The sequence below is a fragment of the Acinetobacter tandoii DSM 14970 = CIP 107469 genome (genome assembly GCF_000400735.1).
Lineage (GTDB): Bacteria > Pseudomonadota > Gammaproteobacteria > Pseudomonadales > Moraxellaceae > Acinetobacter > Acinetobacter tandoii.
Window position 1 is genome coordinate 712,634 of the sequence record NZ_KE007367.1, and the last position, 18,416, is coordinate 731,049.

16 protein-coding genes are annotated in these 18,416 nt (G+C 39.8%); 3 read left to right on the top strand and 13 right to left on the bottom strand.

Annotated elements, in window-relative coordinates; all coding sequences use genetic code 11:
• Positions 1 to 73 precede the first annotated feature (73 nt).
• Positions 74 to 946 (bottom strand): LysR substrate-binding domain-containing protein, encoded by an 873-nt coding sequence (locus I593_RS12820; protein ID WP_016168005.1) that lies wholly within the window; start codon positions 944 to 946, stop codon positions 74 to 76.
• A 140-nt stretch (positions 947 to 1,086) separates the two neighbouring features.
• On the opposite strand from I593_RS12820, the gene I593_RS12825 reads away from it, so the two are divergent.
• From I593_RS12825 to I593_RS12835, 3 genes are all read left to right on the top strand, one after another.
• Positions 1,087 to 2,502, top strand: coding sequence for an aspartate ammonia-lyase (locus I593_RS12825; protein WP_016168006.1), 1,416 nt, complete (start codon positions 1,087 to 1,089; stop codon positions 2,500 to 2,502).
• Positions 2,503 to 2,781: 279 nt separating this feature from the next.
• Positions 2,782 to 3,570 carry a crotonase/enoyl-CoA hydratase family protein gene (locus tag I593_RS12830; RefSeq protein ID WP_016168007.1) on the top strand — a complete coding sequence of 263 codons (789 nt, stop codon included), beginning with the start codon at positions 2,782 to 2,784 and terminating at the stop codon, positions 3,568 to 3,570.
• Positions 3,571 to 4,209: 639 nt separating this feature from the next.
• Positions 4,210 to 6,021 carry a monovalent cation:proton antiporter-2 (CPA2) family protein gene (locus I593_RS12835; RefSeq protein ID WP_016168009.1) on the top strand — a complete coding sequence of 604 codons (1,812 nt, stop codon included), beginning with the start codon at positions 4,210 to 4,212 and terminating at the stop codon, positions 6,019 to 6,021.
• 68 nt (positions 6,022 to 6,089) lie between these two features.
• On the opposite strand, the gene I593_RS12840 is transcribed toward I593_RS12835, so the two are convergent.
• The 12 genes from I593_RS12840 to nirD all read right to left on the bottom strand — a co-directional run bounded on the left by I593_RS12840 (position 6,090) and on the right by nirD (position 18,413).
• Positions 6,090 to 6,983: a LysR substrate-binding domain-containing protein gene (locus I593_RS12840; RefSeq protein ID WP_016168010.1), complete on the bottom strand. Its 894-nt coding sequence runs from the start codon at positions 6,981 to 6,983 to the stop codon at positions 6,090 to 6,092.
• A gap of 113 nt (positions 6,984 to 7,096) precedes the next feature.
• On the bottom strand, positions 7,097 to 7,735 hold the full coding sequence (locus I593_RS12845) for an ATP-binding cassette domain-containing protein (protein WP_016168011.1): 639 nt from the start codon (positions 7,733 to 7,735) through the stop codon (positions 7,097 to 7,099).
• A gap of 4 nt (positions 7,736 to 7,739) precedes the next feature.
• On the bottom strand, positions 7,740 to 8,423 hold the full coding sequence (gene modB, locus I593_RS12850; protein ID WP_016168012.1) for a molybdate ABC transporter permease subunit: 684 nt from the start codon (positions 8,421 to 8,423) through the stop codon (positions 7,740 to 7,742).
• A gap of 10 nt (positions 8,424 to 8,433) precedes the next feature.
• Entirely contained in the window at positions 8,434 to 9,198 is a 765-nt protein-coding gene (modA, locus tag I593_RS12855) for a molybdate ABC transporter substrate-binding protein (RefSeq protein WP_016168013.1), read from the bottom strand.
• Between the two features lie 37 nt (positions 9,199 to 9,235).
• Positions 9,236 to 10,462: a molybdopterin molybdotransferase MoeA gene (locus tag I593_RS12860; protein ID WP_016168014.1), complete on the bottom strand. Its 1,227-nt coding sequence runs from the start codon at positions 10,460 to 10,462 to the stop codon at positions 9,236 to 9,238.
• The gene (gene moaCB / locus I593_RS12865; protein WP_016168015.1) at positions 10,462 to 11,385 is read right to left on the bottom strand and encodes a bifunctional molybdenum cofactor biosynthesis protein MoaC/MoaB; all 924 of its coding nucleotides are present in this window, start codon (positions 11,383 to 11,385) and stop codon (positions 10,462 to 10,464) included. Before moaCB ends, I593_RS12860 begins: the two co-directional genes overlap by 1 nt.
• A 22-nt stretch (positions 11,386 to 11,407) precedes the next feature.
• On the bottom strand, positions 11,408 to 11,935 hold the full coding sequence (locus I593_RS12870) for a molybdenum cofactor biosynthesis protein MoaE (protein WP_016168016.1): 528 nt from the start codon (positions 11,933 to 11,935) through the stop codon (positions 11,408 to 11,410).
• A gap of 5 nt (positions 11,936 to 11,940) precedes the next feature.
• Complete coding sequence (locus I593_RS12875) at positions 11,941 to 12,204, bottom strand: MoaD/ThiS family protein (RefSeq protein WP_016168017.1); 264 nt, start codon at positions 12,202 to 12,204, stop codon at positions 11,941 to 11,943.
• A gap of 1 nt (position 12,205) precedes the next feature.
• Positions 12,206 to 13,216, bottom strand: a complete 1,011-nt coding sequence (moaA, locus tag I593_RS12880; protein ID WP_016168018.1) for a GTP 3',8-cyclase MoaA — start codon at positions 13,214 to 13,216, stop codon at positions 12,206 to 12,208.
• 128 nt (positions 13,217 to 13,344) lie between these two features.
• On the bottom strand, positions 13,345 to 13,956 hold the full coding sequence (gene mobA, locus I593_RS12885; RefSeq protein WP_016168019.1) for a molybdenum cofactor guanylyltransferase: 612 nt from the start codon (positions 13,954 to 13,956) through the stop codon (positions 13,345 to 13,347).
• Positions 13,953 to 16,733, bottom strand: coding sequence for a nitrate reductase (locus I593_RS12890; protein WP_016168020.1), 2,781 nt, complete (start codon positions 16,731 to 16,733; stop codon positions 13,953 to 13,955). The genes mobA and I593_RS12890 overlap by 4 nt, the downstream gene beginning before the upstream one ends.
• Before the next feature lie 60 nt (positions 16,734 to 16,793).
• Positions 16,794 to 18,413, bottom strand: a complete 1,620-nt coding sequence (gene nirD, locus I593_RS12895) for a nitrite reductase small subunit NirD (protein ID WP_016168021.1) — start codon at positions 18,411 to 18,413, stop codon at positions 16,794 to 16,796.
• Positions 18,414 to 18,416 lie beyond the last annotated feature (3 nt).

Sequence of the window (18,416 nt, forward strand, 5' to 3'; positions counted from 1 at the left end):
TATTAGAAAAATAATATTGGCATTGTATAAATTGAATAGATGAAAATATTATTTATACAATGCCTAATTCATATTAATTAGTTAAAGTATTCCATATATAGTCCATACGTTGAGAATATATAACTTTACTGCGAATAAGATAAACATCTTGGAAAAAATGATAACCATCTAAGACGCGTAATTTATTTTCAGTAATTTCTTCTTCTACTAATAATTTAGGCAACCAAGCAACGCCTAGTCCTTGTAAAACCAAAGCTTTTAAATCTCCAGCATTATCTGTTTCATATAAAATTCGATAATCTAATTTATCTTCAATTTCACGATCGACACATTTTCTTAAATAAGCCTGCTTACTATAAGACAGCAACGGAAAATTTTGATCTAAACTGTATTTCTCATATTTATCGCGTGCAGATGCAACGGGAAGAATTTCCATTTTCACAATTTTATGAAATGCAAAAATTGCATGGTCTAACTGTTTTAGAGTTTCTTCATCACAATAGCAAATTAAAAAATCACATGAACCTTCTTTCAACAGTCGCATGCCCTGTTTCATATTGGCTGCAATAATTTCAAGCTGTAGATCTTTAATATCTGTATATAAATTGTGAATGAAATTAGGGAAAAACTGTGTAATTAACGAATGGGACACGGCAAACTTGATAGAAAGCTCATTGTTCCTAATATTTTTTTCCAGATACTTTATTGTTGTATCTAATTGATTTTGTATATTTTTTGCAGATGACAGCAGGATTTGACCAGCATCTGTAAAGTCTACATTCTTGCTATAGCGTTTTAAAATTTGAAAGCCTAAAGCATCTTCAATGGCTTGAATTCTGCGTGTAAAGGCAGATTGTGTTACATGTCTGAGTTCGGCCGCTTTTGAGATAGATTTTTCTTGTTCTAATGCAAGTAAATCTTCAATCCAACGAATTTCCAATGACATTTGCGCTGTCCATAATCTAAGCGATATTGATAATTATACAGTGTTATGCAAAAAATGCATGGATAAATATTTTTTTACATTAGTCAGGCTGGGTGTTCTAGTTCTAAGATAAAATTATTCCCGCTATAGAGCATTTCTTAATGAATATTGAAATTAAATCACGGACTGAAAAAGATTTACTCGGTTTTAAAGAAGTCCCATTCCATTGTTACTACGGTGTACAAACACTTCGTGCATTGGAAAATTTCAATTTAAGTCCGAATAAATTAAGCCATTTCCCAATTTTCATTAAAGCATTGGCGATGGTTAAATCTGCATGTGCAGTTTCAAATTTTAAATTAAATAAATTAGAAGAAAATAAATACAATGCAATTCAACATGCTTGCCAGCAGTTGATGAACGATTTATATCATGATCAATTCCCAATTGATATGATTCAAGGTGGTGCTGGTACTTCAACCAATATGAATGCAAATGAAGTAATTGCAAATATTGGCTTGGAATATATGGGACATGCTAAAGGTGAATATAAATATTTACACCCAAATAATGATGTAAATATGTCACAGTCAACCAATGACGTATACCCTACAGCAATTAAAGTTGGTTTATTATTTTCTTTAGATCAACTTAACACACCATTCCAAAGCTTAATCGATAGCTTCCGTGCGAAATCTGAAGAATTTGCGCATATCTTAAAAATGGGTCGTACCCAGTTGCAAGATGCTGTGCCTATGACTTTAGGTCAAGAGTTTGGTGCATTTGCTAATACCTTACAAAATGACTTGAATATGCTTTACAGCATCATGCCGAATGCATTAAGTGTTGTGAACTTAGCAGGTACAGCAATTGGTACAGGTATTAACACTGAAGTTGAATACCGTTTACACGCAATTGAAGCGTTGTCGCAAATTACGCAAAAGAACATTTCAAGTTCTCCTGACTTAATTGAAGCAACTTCAGACATGGGCGATTTCGTTCTATTGTCAGGCTTCTTAAAGCGTACAGCGACTAAACTTGCTAAAATTGCCAATGACTTACGTTTATTGTCGAGTGGTCCACGTGCAGGTCTAAATGAAATTCACTTAGAACCACGTCAACCAGGTAGTTCAATCATGCCAGGTAAAGTGAACCCAGTAATTCCTGAAGCAATGAACTTGGCATGTTACCAAATTATTGCAAATGACTTGGCAATTACCCTTTCTGCTGAAGCGGGTCAGTTACAGTTAAATGCAATGGAACCGTTAATCGCTTTTAAACTTTTCGAATCAATTGATTTGTTAGGTAAAGCAATGCGTATGTTCCAATTGAAATGTATTGAAAACATCCGTGCGAATGCTGAACATTGCCAACACTTGGTAGATAACTCAATTGGTATTATTACTGTATTGAACCCATACCTTGGCTATGAAACGACGACTCGTATTGCCAAAGAAGCAAACCAATCTGGTCAAAGTATTCTTGCGCTCATCAAAGCCGAAAACTTGCTTTCTGATGAAGTCCTAGCAGAAGTACTTTCAGTACAAAACATGGTACATCCTAAGCAATCTGCATAATATTTTTATGTAATTGCTCAAAAAAGGAACTTAGTCATAAGTTCCTTTTTTCTTTGTTCGTAGTCCCAATTCAATCTAATAAGTAGTGTACCTTTCCAAAAGGAAAATTTACCACATTGAGCTAATAGGTATTCGATTTAAAAGTTTTTATGCTGCCTAGTGATTTTTTACAATGAGATCTAATGGTTATCATTTGAATACAGTTTTCCACTTTATCTTCATCAAAGTCATTCCATAATAAAAGCAGATCAATAAACTGAATAATCAAGGTATATAACAATGAATAATACAAATGGAGCCGTGAGTCGTGAAGTCCAAGATCATCTTTTATTCATTGGTTTAGATCGTGCCAGTAAACGAAATGCTTTTGATAGTCACATGATCTTGGCGTTATCTCAGGCACTCACTGAATATGAAGCCGACCCCGCTTTAAGATGTGCCGTTATTTTTGCACATGGTGATCATTTTACAGCAGGGCTAGATTTGCTTGAACTGCAAGATAAATTGGCTCAGGGTGTTTTTAATTTTGGTGCTGATCAAATTGATCCTTGGGGAGTAACTGGAAAGAGCAGAACCAAGCCAGTCGTTGTAGCCGTACAAGGTACCTGTTTTACCGCAGGCATTGAACTGATGTTAAATGCCGATGTTGTGATTGCCAGTGAAGACTGTAAATTTGCACAAATGGAAGTACTGCGTGGCATTATGCCTTTTGGCGGAGCCACAGTACGTTTTGTCCAAGCCGCAGGTTGGCAAAAAGCGATGCCATATCTTTTGACTGGGAAAAGTTTTACGGCAGCAACGGCTTTGGATTTAAATCTTATTTCTGAAAAAGTTGCATGCGGTCAACAGCTTACTCGAGCAACTCAAATTGCTCAGGAGATTTCTACAGCAGCACCCTTAGCCGTGCAAGCCTTACTCTGCTCTGCTCAAGAAGCACAACAAAAAGGCTCAGCGTATGCCCTACAGAATTTAGCCTCTTATTTACCTGCTTTATTCCAATCGGAAGATGCACATGAAGGTGTTATGGCAATGGTACAAAAAAGAAAACCTGAGTTTAAAGGAAAATAGAATGCTTTATTCAAGACTCGAAACCTTTATTCAATAAAAGGCAGATACTTTACGCTAGCTAAGGTTTAAGTCATAAAACGCCTTTGAAACATCCGTTACTTACACGAAAAAACATAACAGAAGTTTGAAATTCTTTTCTTCTGTTATAGTTTTTTATTTAAAAAGTGTATCTACATCAGTGAATAGAACTTCGCCATAATCATTACAAGCCATAGTAGAGTGAGTTTTGTGATGAAAGATGATCAAGGTTCAAATAACCCAGAAAAATATGCAGACAGTTCTATTTCCGATAAAGCCTTTAAACGAATGATTCTTTGGTTTTTCTTATACTGTGCATTTTTTTGCATCTGTGTCATCTTTGTGGTCAATGCCGACTCAGCATTTATGCCTTGATGTCACACAGTACAAAATAACATTAACATCCCCCTACATGAGATTTGCATCAGCAATCGAAATCTTCAAATTTGATTCTGATGCAATACAAATGATGATTTTAAATCAGACTCTTTAAATATTCTCCAAGCCAATTTGGCGTCTATAGTTCTATCATTCAATCTGACTCAAGTTCAAATTATGATGTCCTCTGACCGCATAATCAGTTAATATTTTTCAAAATAATTCAATAAATATGAGAAATATATGAGTGCAGAAGCGGATTCTCTTAGTCTCATCTCCCCTGTAATCTTACTTACAGCAGCCGTCATCGCTGTGCCAGTGATCAAACGCTTGGGGCTGAGTTCGGTATTGGGCTATCTAATTGCGGGATTAATTATTGGGCCATTTGGTTTGGCTTTTTTCTATGATTCAGCATCAATTTTACATATCGCTGAACTGGGTATTGTGATGTATCTGTTTGTGATTGGGCTAGAAATGCGTCCTTCACATTTATGGAGTTTAAGAAAGGAAATTTTTGGACTCGGAACCTTACAAATTATCGCATGTTCAATTGGGCTGACTGGCGTCGGCTTAGTTTATGGCTATTCTTGGCAAGTGAGTTTTGTGTGTGCTGCGGGTTTTGTCCTTACATCTACCGCAATTGTGATGCAACTTTTGGGAGATCGTGGTGATATTGCACAACCTCGTGGACAAAAAATTGTCTCTATTCTTTTATTTGAAGATTTGCTGATTGTTCCTTTACTCGCGATTGTTGCATTTATCGCTCCGAATCATGTTGTTGAAAGCACCTCGGTGCGTTTGCAAAATATTGGTATTGGCTTAATTTCAATTGCGGGTTTAATCGCGGCTGGTTATTGGTTACTCAATCCTCTATTCCGTCTATTAGCAGCAGCGAAAGCACGTGAAGTGATGACCGCAGCAGCATTATTGGTTGTCTTAGGCGCAGCATTGCTCATGCAAATTAGTGGGCTTTCTATGGCAATGGGTGCTTTTCTAGCGGGCGTACTCCTCTCCGAATCAACCTTCCGCCATCAAATTGAAGCCGATATTGAGCCTTTTCGAGGAATTTTACTTGGTTTATTTTTCCTTGGCGTTGGAATGTCCTTAGACCTAAAAGTAGTGAAAAATAACTGGCCACTGATTCTCAGTGCCGTCGTTGCATTAATGTTTGTTAAAGCAGTGATGATCTATCTTACCGCTCGTTTAACCAAAAGCCCGCATATCGAAGCGCTTGATCGTGCATTACTGATGGCTCAAGGCGGGGAATTTGCTTTTGTGCTGTTCACGGCAGCAATGAGCGCTCAAGTAATTAGCGCTGTCGAACGCTCGAATCTTACCGCTATTGTAGTTTTGTCGATGATTCTTACACCAATTATCGGTATTTTATTTAAACGATTTACCCAAAAAACAGCACAAGTTTCATTAGACAATATACGTATTGCAGATGGTCTTTCGGGTAAAGTTTTGATGATTGGTTTTGGTCGTTTTGGGCAAGTTACCAGTCAATTGTTACTCGCACGCGGTGTTGATGTCACAATTATTGATAATGATATCGACATGATTCAAAACGCGGAACGCTTTGGTTTTACCATTTATTATGGCGATGGTTCTCGCTTAGATATTTTACATGCGTCAGGAGCAGACACAGCAGAAGCCATTGTGGTCTGCGTAGACCACAAAGAAACTACGAATAAAATTGTAGAGTTGGTACAGCATGAATTTCCCCTAACCAAACTATTGGTACGCTCATATGACCGTGAACACGCCTTACATTTGGCTAAACAAAATGTCGATTACATGATTCGGGAAACTTTTGAGTCGGCTATGGTGTTTGGTGGAGCGATTTTAGAAGAACTTGGCGTTGACCTAAACGAGGTCGAAGAAATTAGTCGTGAAATTCGTGAACGTGACAAAGAACGCTTTGAAACAGAAGTCGCGGCAGATGATGTTTATGCAGGAATTGGCCTACAATACACAGGCCCACGCCCGACAGCACCATTAATCACGCCTAAGCATACAGGGCAAATTATTAATGAATGCGACACGCAACAGTAATCAAGATTATACAATTCATCAATAAAAAGAGGTCTAATTAGACCTCTTTTTTATATTTTGAGTAATTTCTATCGCGCTAAAATTTCATGACACATTTGTCTTAGCCATTGATGGCTGGTCTTATGATGACATGACATATGCCAGAACTGTTTTACGCTATAAGTCGGAAATGAAATAGGCGCATTAAAAATTTGTAAATTACCGCGCGATAATAATACTTCACTCAGGTAATAAGGCACAGTGGCAATCGCATCGGACTCTTGCACTACCAAACCCACACCCAAGTAGCTTGGTAAGCGCATGATAATATTGCGTTTTAGATCTAAATTTAACAGCTCATTTTCAATATGATAATGACCAATGCCAGCGTCAATATCTATATGTGACTCTGCCAGATACTGTTCAATGGTTAAATGATTTGGCGTTAAACGAGGATGGTTTTTCGCGGCAATCACCACATAGTATTGTTCAAATAACAATTGTTGATAAAAACCATTTTCCATGTGCGGCAAGAAACCAATCGCCAGATCAATTTCTCCATTTGCCATTTGATAACTGGTTTCAGAGGTAATCGGACGCACATTTAATCTTACATGGGGTGCATGCTGTTTTAAGTATTGTGAAATCTTTGGCAGCAAGACTAAATGTGATACATCTGTCATCGCAATGTTAAATTGCTGATGTGAATTCATTTCATCAAAATCGATGGTGAAATTATTAATTAATTCAATTCGGTTTAAGGCTTCACTCACCAATGGAAATAACTGCTTGGAGAGTTCCGTCGGCATCATTTCATTGCCAATACGTAAAAATAGCGGATCGTTATAATGTTGACGGATTTTATTTAAGCTATTACTGACCGCAGGTTGACTCATGCAGAGTTGTTCTGCAGCAACCGAAACACTTTTAAATTTATACACATAGAAAAAAATGCTGAGAAGTTTACAGTCAAGTTCGAACACTAAAATAGAAATCCTGATTTTATTTCAATAAGCGCATATCATCGCTTTTTTTCATATTTACGCCAATATCAAATTCTATCTTTTTCTGTGATTGTATGTATTTTCTTAATTATTTAAATTAATAACTTCCCCACACGCATGGTGAGAATCTCCGCCTCTAAGCTTTTTAATTCATCCATATGATGCGTGACATAAATCATCGGTAAATTTAGTTCATCTTTAATGCGTTTAAAAAAAGGTAATATTTGTTGTTTGAGTTGACGATCTAAACCTGTAAGTGGTTCATCTAAAAGTAATAAATTGGGTGACGACAACAATGCACGTCCAATACAAACACGCTGGGCTTCACCCCCTGATAGTTGATGGGCTTTGCGTTGAATCAGATGTTCTAATTCTAATAATTCTACAATTTGTGCAGAGTGAAATTTAATATCTTGAGGATCTTGAAGTTTTTCTGCATATTTTAGGTTTTGTTGAACATTTAAATGTGGGAATAACAACGCTTGTTGAAAGACTAAAGCAACTTGTCGTTGATGGGGCGCTAAGTTGATCTTCCGAGATGAAGCAAATAAAGTTTGAGAACCCAATTGAATATCACCCGATAGCGGATTGAGTAATCCTGCTATGTTCTTGAGCAAGGTGGTTTTACCACTTCCCGATGAACCGACAATGCCTAAAATTGGGTGCTGCATTTCAAGTTGAATATTTAAATTAAAATCAGCTCGTTGATAATGGAATTTACAGATCAACATGACGTTAAACTCCTAATTGCTTTTGATATTTCTGCAAAATCATATAATTGGCAATTAATGCACTAAAGGCCAACAGCATAGAAAGTGCAACTAAGCGCATTGCCATTTCTTCGCCATTGGGTTGTTGTAGAAATGAATAAATTGCAATCGGTATCGTGCGTGTTTCATCTGGAATATTGCCAACAAAAGTAATGGTTGCGCCAAATTCACCAAGGCTACGGCTAAAACACAAGATGCTACCAATAATGATGCCGGGAATTGCCAAAGGTAAACTAATACTACAAAACACCCGTATCGGGCTGGCACCTAAAGTTGCCGCTACTTGTTCTAATTGTTGATTAATCAATTGAAAAGACAGACGAATGGGCTGCACCATCAAGGGAAAAGCCACGATCATTGAAGCAAGTACGGCGCCTTTCCAGTTAAAAACCACCTGAATACCGAGTTCATTTAAGTAGCGCCCAATCCAGCCTTGTTGCCCAAATAAAACCAAGAGTAAATAGCCCAAAACTACGGGAGGTAATACCATCGGCATTTGTAAGATGGCTTCTAATACAAATTTAAGCCGAAACTCATAACGTGCTAAAACCCAAGCCAAAGCAATGGCAAAAGGCAAACTCAGCAAGGTCGCAAATATCGCGACTTTGGCTGATAAATATAATGCACTGAGTTCCTCTGGGCTTAACATGGATTCAGTCCTATTGTTTTAAAACAAAACCATAGCGTTGAAAAATTTGCTTTGCTTGGCTGTTAGTACGCACATATTGTTCAAATTTCAAGGCATCTTGATTGGTCATGCCTTGCTGAGTAAGCGCAATAGGATAAATAATCGGATGATGTGAATTGGCAGGGAAAGTCCCAATAATTTTAACCTTCTGGCTAATGAGTGCATCGGTTTTATAGACAATTCCAACAGTGCATTCCCCGCGTTCAATAAATGCCAAAGCAGCGCGTACATCATCTGTTCCCACAATTCGACCTTTTAAAGCTTTGAACCAATTCAGCTTAATTAAACTTTGCTTGGCATATTTCCCCGCAGGGACAGATTCCATTTGCCCTGTACACAGGTATCCCTGAAAAGCTCCTGCAAAGTTAAATTGTGGTTTGGCTTGAAACGGAATATTTAATTGACGCGAGCTAATGGCGACCAATTGATTCAATAAAAAAGGATGCACTTGCTTACCGCTAATTTTCTGTTTTTGTACCAGATAATTCATCCAGTCTAGATCCGCAGAGAAATAGATATCGCTACTTGCCCCCGCTTCTATCTGTTTTGCTAAAGCAGAGGATGCGCCAAACACAGGCACAATCTTAGTTTTTGGATATTGTGCCTGATACTGTTTGGAAATATCAGTTAAAGCATTGGATAAACTGGCTGCGGCATAGATTTTGACGGTATTGGCATGACTTAAAATGCTCAAACAGCAGGTTGTAACAAGCACTAAAGCAGGTTTAATTTTCATACAATCCCGACCTCTTAATTTAACGATAGTGGTTTGATTACAGGAAAAGCCCTTGTACCGTTGATCCTGCACTTAAAACCTGATTTTCAGGTATTCGAACCAAACAATTGGCGTGCATCAGATTACTCAGCATATGTGATTGCTGTTTTGATAAATTTTCGACCCATAATTGCCCTTGCTCAAAATGAGCAAACATTCTCAGAAAGCGTTCTCTCGAATCACTTTTGATGGATTGCTTTAAGGTTGCGTTAAACCAGTTAGGTAATTGAGTCTGACCTTGTAATGCATTTAATAAGGTTGCAGTATAAATTTGCATGCCGACAAATACCGCAGCGGGATTCCCCGGTAGTCCTAATAAATAACAAGTATCGCCAGATGCACGTTGATATTCTGCAAAGAGCATCGGTTTACCAGGTTTCTGTTTTACTTTCCAAAAGATTTGCTGAAAGCCTTGCGCTAATGCCACAGGTCGTACAAAGTCATAGTCTCCGACCGAAACTCCACCAGTGGTCAAAATGACGTCGTACTCTTGTTTGAGTTGTTGAATCAACTGTTGTAGCGTCAGTTCGGTATCTTCGACATGGTAAATGTTGACATTTTGCTGCTGTTGTTCAAACCATGCTTGGATTAATGGGGCATTGGCATCAAAAATTTTTCCCGCACTAAAATCATCTAGTGTTTTAGCGACTTCATCTCCAGTAATGACCACGGCAACTTTGGGAAATTGATAGACTTTAACCTGTTGAACCCCTGCCATCGCCAATGCAGCTATAGCCCCAACACTTAAATGCTGTCCTTGATTTGCCAGTAGTTGTCCGCGACTCAATTCTTCTCCTACATCACGAATATCGGCATGTATTTCTAAGGCGACATTGATTTGAATTTGATCAGGGCTCAATGGGGTGACAATTTCTTGCCGTGCAACGGTTGTTGTACCTTCAGGGATTTTTGCACCTGTGAAAATACGTAGTGCCTGTCCATTTTCAAGTTGCAAGTTTTGATCTTGCCCTGCTCGAATTTCACCAATCAATTCAAACTTGGAATTCTCTAGGATTGGCTGATTGCTGCATAGGGCATAACCATCGACCGCACTTTGATTAAACAAGGGCAAATCAATTTCAGAGTGAATATCTACTGCTAAGTATCGATTCAATGCCTGTTGCAATGGAATACTTTCACTGGCTAATGCATGAACTCGATTTACTATCATCGCAAGGGCTTGATCTACACTCATCATTCCTGTTTCAGCACAACAACCCGACATTATTGATACCCTCCTGCATGAGGAATATTTTTCTGTATATCGAACAGATGAATTAATGCAGGTTGAATCGCAATGAGGGATTCTTTCGCGCCCTGACGGCTTCCGGGTAAAGTGATCACTAGACTCTGATCAATATAACCTGCAACACCACGGCTAAGTGCTGCATAAGGTGTGCGTTTCTGACCAAAACTACGAGAGGCTTCCATTAACCCCGGAATTTCACGTTTCATTAAGGGTTGTAGAGTTTCTACGGTAAGATCTTTCGGACCAAGCCCCGTTCCACCCACGGTCAGAATAAGAGGATACTCTTTTTTTTGCTGTTCGATTAATGCCAGCAATTGCTCTGGACTGTCTGGAATCACCTGATACGCAATCTCTTTAAAATTGGCTTCTTGAAGGATCTCCAGCACATTTAAGCCTGCGGTATCTGGCTTTTTACCTGCGGCAACCGTATCGGAGAGGACAATGATTGAAGCAGGAATGGCATCTTTTAGTGCGCGAGTATAATGAGACTTGCCCCCTTTTTTCTTCGCTAGTTTACATTGGTCTAGGCATAAATCTTCTGGTTCGCAATGTGGCTTGAGCATGTCATAGAGGGTTAATCCCGCTAGACTGACCGCGGTTAATGCCTCCATTTCCACGCCTGTTGGACCAATAGTTTCAACGGTTGCTGTAATTAAGACATGTTGTTCGAAGAGTTCATATTCCACATCTGCACGGTAAATAGGTAATGGATGACACAAGGGAATCAGTTCATCGGTACGCTTGGCTGCAAGGATTCCTGCGATACGGGCAGTTTTTAGTGCATCACCCTTTTCAGTATTGCCATTGCGGAGTAGCTCAATACAGTGTGCAGGCGCATACAAAATACCCGTTGCTACTGCGGTTCTATAGCTTTCGGCTTTCATGCCTACATTTTTCATGGTGCTTTCCTATTGCTAAATATTAAACAGAAGCCGCTTTTGTTTGATGGTGTGAACATGATTCATGATGAGCATGTGACTGAACAGGCGTTGTAATGGCAACATAATCCTGATCTTTACGGATACAGCAACCTTCTACATATTGGCTCGAACCATCTGTATAAAACTCTTCTTTCCAGACAGGCACTTCATGCTTAACCCGTTCTACTGCTTCTTCACAGGCTTGGAAGGCTTCTCGACGATGTGCGGCATAAGCCATGGCAATAATTGCAGTATCGCCAATATCTAAAGCACCAATGCGATGAACCACCCGAACATAGGACACTTGATATTTGGCTTGAATTTCTTGCTCAATGGCGCGAATCATTTTTTCAGCAACAGGAGCATAAGCAGTATATTTCAACGCTTTGACCGCTTTACCTTCATGGTGATTACGTACTGTCCCGATAAAGATACCAATACCACCACATTCAGGAAAATGTTGGATACCATCAAAATCACTTTGCGTTAATGCGGTGGTTTGAACTCGTGGGAAATTTTTCAGGCTCATCTAACTTACCCCCCTGCCACTGGCGATAACAATACGAGGGTTATTGCATGTTCAATAACCAAATGACGCGGGATAATGTCTTCACCGATTGCACAGGCACAGCGCTCAATCAGGGTTTTAGCTTCAGGATAAAGTGACATGACTTGGCTTAAGACTGCCCCGATATCACTATTGGGCGGGCTGTAAATCACAAGGTTTGCAGGCAATAATTTTTCAACTGCACCATAAGCTTCAATTTTAATTTGGATGGTTGAATTTGATTGCAACATATTAACCTCCGATCATATGCATACTAATTTTTCTATAGGTTTGCTGTGCCTGAATGGCATGAAACCCCGCTTTTTTGTTCCAGATATAAGATTCAAGTTTCTGCTTTAACAGACTCGCATTTTGTTTCGTCTGAAGTTGCTCAATTTCAGTTTTAAGCGCTTGCCCTTGTGTGGCAAATAGGCAGTTATAAAACTCGCCTTGTGCGGTCAACCGTAGACGATCACATTCTCCACAAAAGGCATGAGTAATGGTGGAGATAATGCCGATTTGATGCCCATCGACCCAATACTGTCTTGCTGGACTTCTGGACTGCTCTTGGATGGCTTGAACATTAAATTTCGATGCAAGCGTATCCAGTATCTGCTGTTCACTGACCACATGTTCAGCGTTCCAATGTCGGTCACCATCCAAAGGCATAAATTCAATAAAACGTAGTGGAATAGCGAGGTCTTTTGCCCATTGCACCAAGGGAATGATTTGCTCATGATTTTGCCCTTGAATGAGCACACTGTTAATTTTTAATGGCAGCCCCACAGCTAATGCGGCTTGAATTCCCTCAAGCACGGGAGCAAGCTGCTTTTGGGTGAGCTGAAAGAACTGTATTGCATCTAAACTATCTAAACTGACATTTATACTGTCTAGCCCTGCACGTTTTAAATCTTGCGCATATTTTTTTAAGTAGTGACCATTGCTGGTCATCGAAATTTGTTTCAGTCCGATTTTTTTAAGTTTTTGCAGTTCCGCAACAAAATGCACAACCCCTTGACGCATTAAAGGTTCCCCACCCGTAATGCGAATATATTCAATCCCGTTTTGTACCATAAACTGGCAAAACTGAAACAATGCCTCAAAGCTTAAAATCTGATGTTTCTTCATCCACTCAGGATGTTCAGGCATGCAATAGACGCACTTAAAATTACAGCGATCGGTCACTGAAATTCTGAGTTTACGCTTGCTGCGACCAAATTGATCTATAAATGCAGCACGGGTTTCTACCATAGATACTGTCATGCATGTTATTCCATGTGGGAATGACCAAATGCCCAAGAATTGTGCTTATTAACTGATTGCACTTTGATTGTGCTCATAGCTATAAATGACTCAGCAATAAGTGTTCCAACTTTGTGCTATCTCTGGATTTAATTAAGAAATTTTAATTGTTGGTACTGTTGTAGTTCATCGAGTGAGTTAATACTGTGAAAAAATAGATTTTTATGACTAAACCGTGCAACTTGAGGGTGCATTTCAGCAAAACACTTTTTTAAACTGAACTGTTTTAGTTCAATGTCTCGATTTAATTTTTCCAACGCGCTACGTTTTAACAAACAGAAGGGATACAGTGCACGTCCATTTAATTCGACATAAGCCACTTCAGCCTGTGTGTTTTTTGCCAGTACAGCATGAAGTTTCTCAAGCACACGAGATGGAATGTAGGTGACATCACAAGGAATAAATAGAACATAGTCCGATGGGACATTTGTCCACGCGCTTTTCATGCCCATCAGTGGACCTAAAAACCCAGATTCCTCATCTTGATAATAGGCAATACTTGGCACTAAGGCGCGGTAAAGTGAATAGTCTCGATGGCTATTCACCCAAATAGAATTCACCTTCTGTTTTAGGGTTTGATGAATTTTTAAAAGCTGGATTTGATCATCAAAGGTTTGTAAAAGTTTATTCATTCCGTTCATACGTCGTGCTTGTCCTCCTGCAAGAATGACAAGATCAGTGGCAGGATAAGCTTTAATCATTCCACATCCTCCGTTTGACAGGCTTTAATTAAGCCGCGAATTTCAGGTAAGCAAGAACCACAATTGCCTCCTGCCTTTAAGCAAGCTGTAACTTGCTTTTCATTGCTGATGTTTTTCTCTTTAATAGTTTCAATAATTCGATTTTTACCCACTTTAAAGCAACTACACACCAATGGGCCTTCATTGTTGTTCATCGAAATAGGTTGACCCGCCAATAACGCTTTACGGTGCATGGCACTTAATCGCTCACGCTTAAATAATCCTGCAACCCAGTCTCGGTCTGGCAGTAAACCACGTGGGGCAATATATAAACTGGCTATCAAAATGCCATCTTTTAAGACGATGCTATGACTGATTTGTGCCGAATGATCGTCAACATTTAACCATTCAAAACTTTCATCTTGAAACGGTAAAAGTTCTTTTAAATGTTTGGTAATATCATCGTATTTACGGCGATCTGCCAGTTCATAACGAACAGCTTTGGCCGTGGTCACTTTGGTCCACCACACACAGGTTTCTATAGAAGCCTTGACCATAGCAGCGTACTCATTGCGAGCATAAAATACGCCCTGCCATTGAGTATAAAATGGTTGCAGCATCACGGGTGTGTGCTTAAATTCTGGCTCACCTGAAATAGCATCCACCACAGGATTGACCACTCGACCAATGCGGGCATCTGAAGCGACTTGATCGTTCCAATGGATGGGGGCAAAAACTTGCCCACGACGGATGCCTTGAGAAATAGCAGTTTTTAAAACACAGCGCCCCCAAGTCGAAGACATTTCGACCAAGTCACCTTCTTTCAAACCATATTTCAAAGCATCCTGCGCATGAATCTCACAAAATGGTTCTGCACGATGCGTACTTAAGTTGGCCGATAATCCTGTTCGACTCATGGTATGCCACTGATCACGTATACGACCAGTGTTCAAAGCCAGAGGATATTCACTGGTACAGGCATTTACAGGAGCAATATTTTCTACAGCAATAAATTTGGCTTTACCATCAGGATGGCTAAATTGCCCATTGGTATAGATCTGTCGTACCGTTTCAATAGACTGTTGTTTATCCCATACTGGCCACTGAGTTGGATTTAGATCATTGTATTCTTGTCCTGTTAGCCCTGTTAAACCTTGTAAATTGAAATAACGGAAAGTCTTTGATTCATCACGTTGTGCTAAGGGTACATTTTCACTGGCTGAAAGTTCTGCATGCTCGTTAAAAATTTCACTGACATTTTCAAAATTAAAACCAGAAAATCCCATTCTTTTTGCCACTTGCGAAACTGTCCACCAGTCTGCTTTGGCCGTTCCCGGCGCATCTAAAAATGCCCGTTGTCTGGAAATACGTCGCTCAGAATTAGTCACCGTGCCATCTTTTTCCCCCCAACCTAAAGCAGGCAGTAAAACATCGGCAAATGCTGTCGTGTCGGTGTTCTGGCAAATATCTGAAACCACCACAAAAGGACATTTTTCTAAGGCACGTTTGACCTGATCTGCATTGGGTAAACTCACCACAGGATTGGTGGCCATAATCCAAAGTGCTTTAATTTTGCCACTTTCAACGGCTTCAAATAAATCAACAGCTTTTAATCCAGCAGATTTAGCAATGACAGGACTTTGCCAAAAGTTTTGTACCAATTGCTGATGTTGAGGGTTATCAATATCTAAATGAGCTGCCAACATATTGGCTAAACCACCCACTTCACGGCCACCCATGGCATTCGGCTGACCTGTCATTGAAAATGGTGCCGCACCAATCTTGCCAATTTTTCCACTGTATAAATGGCAATTGGTAATTGCATTGGCTTTATTCACACCTTGTGAAGACTGATTGACCCCCATTGAAAATAGGGTCATTACTCGTTCAGTTTGTGCAAATTTGGCATAAAATTGTTGTAATTTCTCTAGTGTAATTCCCGTTTGTTTTGCGACATCTTCTGGATTTTGTTCTGCTTGGCTACTGAGCAAAGCAGCTTCAATACCTTGTGTATTTGCATCAATAAAGGCTTGATCTGCACATCCATTTTGATGCAAATACTGCAGGAGTCCATTAAATAGTGCAATATCTTGCCCCGGTAAAATTGGCAAATGTAAATCGGCTTGTTCACAAGTACTGGTAAAACGTGGATCAATCACAACCACAAAAATATCGCGTTCGGCTTTGACTTGCATAATCCGTTGATACAATACGGGATGGCACCACGCCGTATTTGAACCCACCAAAACCACCATATCGGTTTGTTCGAAATCTTGGTAACTGGCAGGAACAATGTCTTCACCAAAAGCCCGTTTATGTGCGGCCACAGCAGATGACATACAGAGGCGAGAATTGGTATCAATATTGGCTGTACCTAAGTAGCCTTTTACGAATTTATTCACCACATAATAATCTTCGGTCAGTAATTGCCCCGATACATAAAATGCGATGCTTTCAGCCCCATATTGCGCTATACAGCTTTGGAATTGCTGCGCAATTTGATTGAGTGCAGTATCCCAAGTTGTTGTTGTTTGCTGTGTATTTCTTCCGAGCATGGGCTGTAATAAGCGCGTTTCCAACCCAAGTGTATCCGCCAAATTACTGCCTTTAATACACAATTTTCCATAGTTAGAGGGATGTGATGCATCCCCCTCTACACTCACAACTTGACCTTGCGCCGTATGTTTGACATGTGCAACTACACCGCAACCCACACCACAGTACGGACAGGTGGTTTTTGTGCTCGCTGTAACTGGAGCTGTTGAGTTTTGGAGTTCCACAAATGGAATACTGGTCATACGGTGCTCCCTATTCTTACTTTTAAAACCATGGCAGCAAAAAATGATGCGTGATCTGAATTAACCTACTTTTTTTAATGCAAAATCCCGACCAAAAAGCAGCTTATTGCGAATATTGGAAATTGGGGTTTGATCTGCAATCAGTTCGGCATACCAAGCACCATCTTCTGTATCTCCGAACAAGACGGCTCCAATGACTTTGTCCTGTTGAATGATGATGCGTTTATAAATTTGACGTTTTTCATCATTTAAAATAATGTCTTCAAAATTATCTTTAGGCTCAAAATTCCCTGCCGAAAACACATCGACACCACTGACTTTTAATTGGGTCGGAACCGTTGGAGCTTTAAAGGTCAGACTGCCATGCTCTGCCAAGTGACTCGCGCAAATAAAAGCTTGTCCCCATAAAGGCTCGACTAAACCAAAGGTCTGACTGCGATGTTCAATACATTCACCCACTGCATAAATACTTGGGTCAAAAGTTTGCATGGTGTCATTCACCATCACCCCTCGGTTGGTTCTGAGTCCTGCACTTTGCGCTAGGCCAATATTCGGGCGAATACCAACTGCAAAGACCACCAAATCTGCATCTAACACGCTGCCATCTTTTAAACGTACTTGGCGGACTTGACCATCTGTACCCACTAGCTCTTCAGTATTGGCTTCAGTAATAATTCGAATCCCTTTTTGCTCAATACTATGACGAAGCATTTGACTGGCACGATCATCCAGTTGACGTTCCATAATCCGATTCATTAAATGTAAAACGGTAACATTCATGCCACGGCGTTTTAAGCCATAAGCAGCTTCTAAACCAAGTAAACCAGCACCAATCACCACGGCATTACGCTTGTTCTCACAATATTCCAGCATGGTATTGACATCATAAATATCACGGAAACTTACGACGCCTTTTAGGTCGGCACCTTTAACTGGCGGTACAAAAGGCTTAGACCCTGTGGCTAAAATGAGTCGGTCATAATCCACCACAATGCCTGTTTGGGTATGTACTTGTTTACGTGGTCGATCTATTTTCACGGCAGGATCATCTGCAATAAAACGTATACCTTTGTCGCGATACCATGCATGTGGGTGCAGCATAATGTCTTCAACCGTTTTTTCACCAGATAACACTGGCGATAGCATAATGCGGTTATAGTTGCCCCATGGCTCTTCACCAATGACGGTAATTTCATAACGATCAGGTGCCATATCCAATAAATCTTCAAGACAGCGCATACCTGCCAAACCATTTCCAACCAAAACCAGCTTCATTTTTTCTAAAGAAGGCACATTGTTGGTGATATAGGTTTTTTGTGCTGTTGGACTCACCCAAACACGGCCATCTTGAATTTTGGTTGGGAACACCAGTAGTTTTTGATCTTTATCTTCTAAACAACGTCCAGTGGCTAAACTAAAATGCTGCTTATAAATGGGCGATGCAATAACACGTTCACCTTGTAAGTCGCCAATAATGCCACGGCTCATGACATTGGCTTGGCTGAAAGGATCTTTATTGCTCAGTGCATAAACGCGTTTTTCTGTCCCTACACGGAACAAAGCAATTGCTTGCCCTTCAACCAAAGCCCCTACGCCCGTATTTGGGGTGATGTCATTTAAATCACAGACCTCAACCCAGTTTTGATCTGGAAGCATATTTTTATCATTTAAAATCGTCATTTA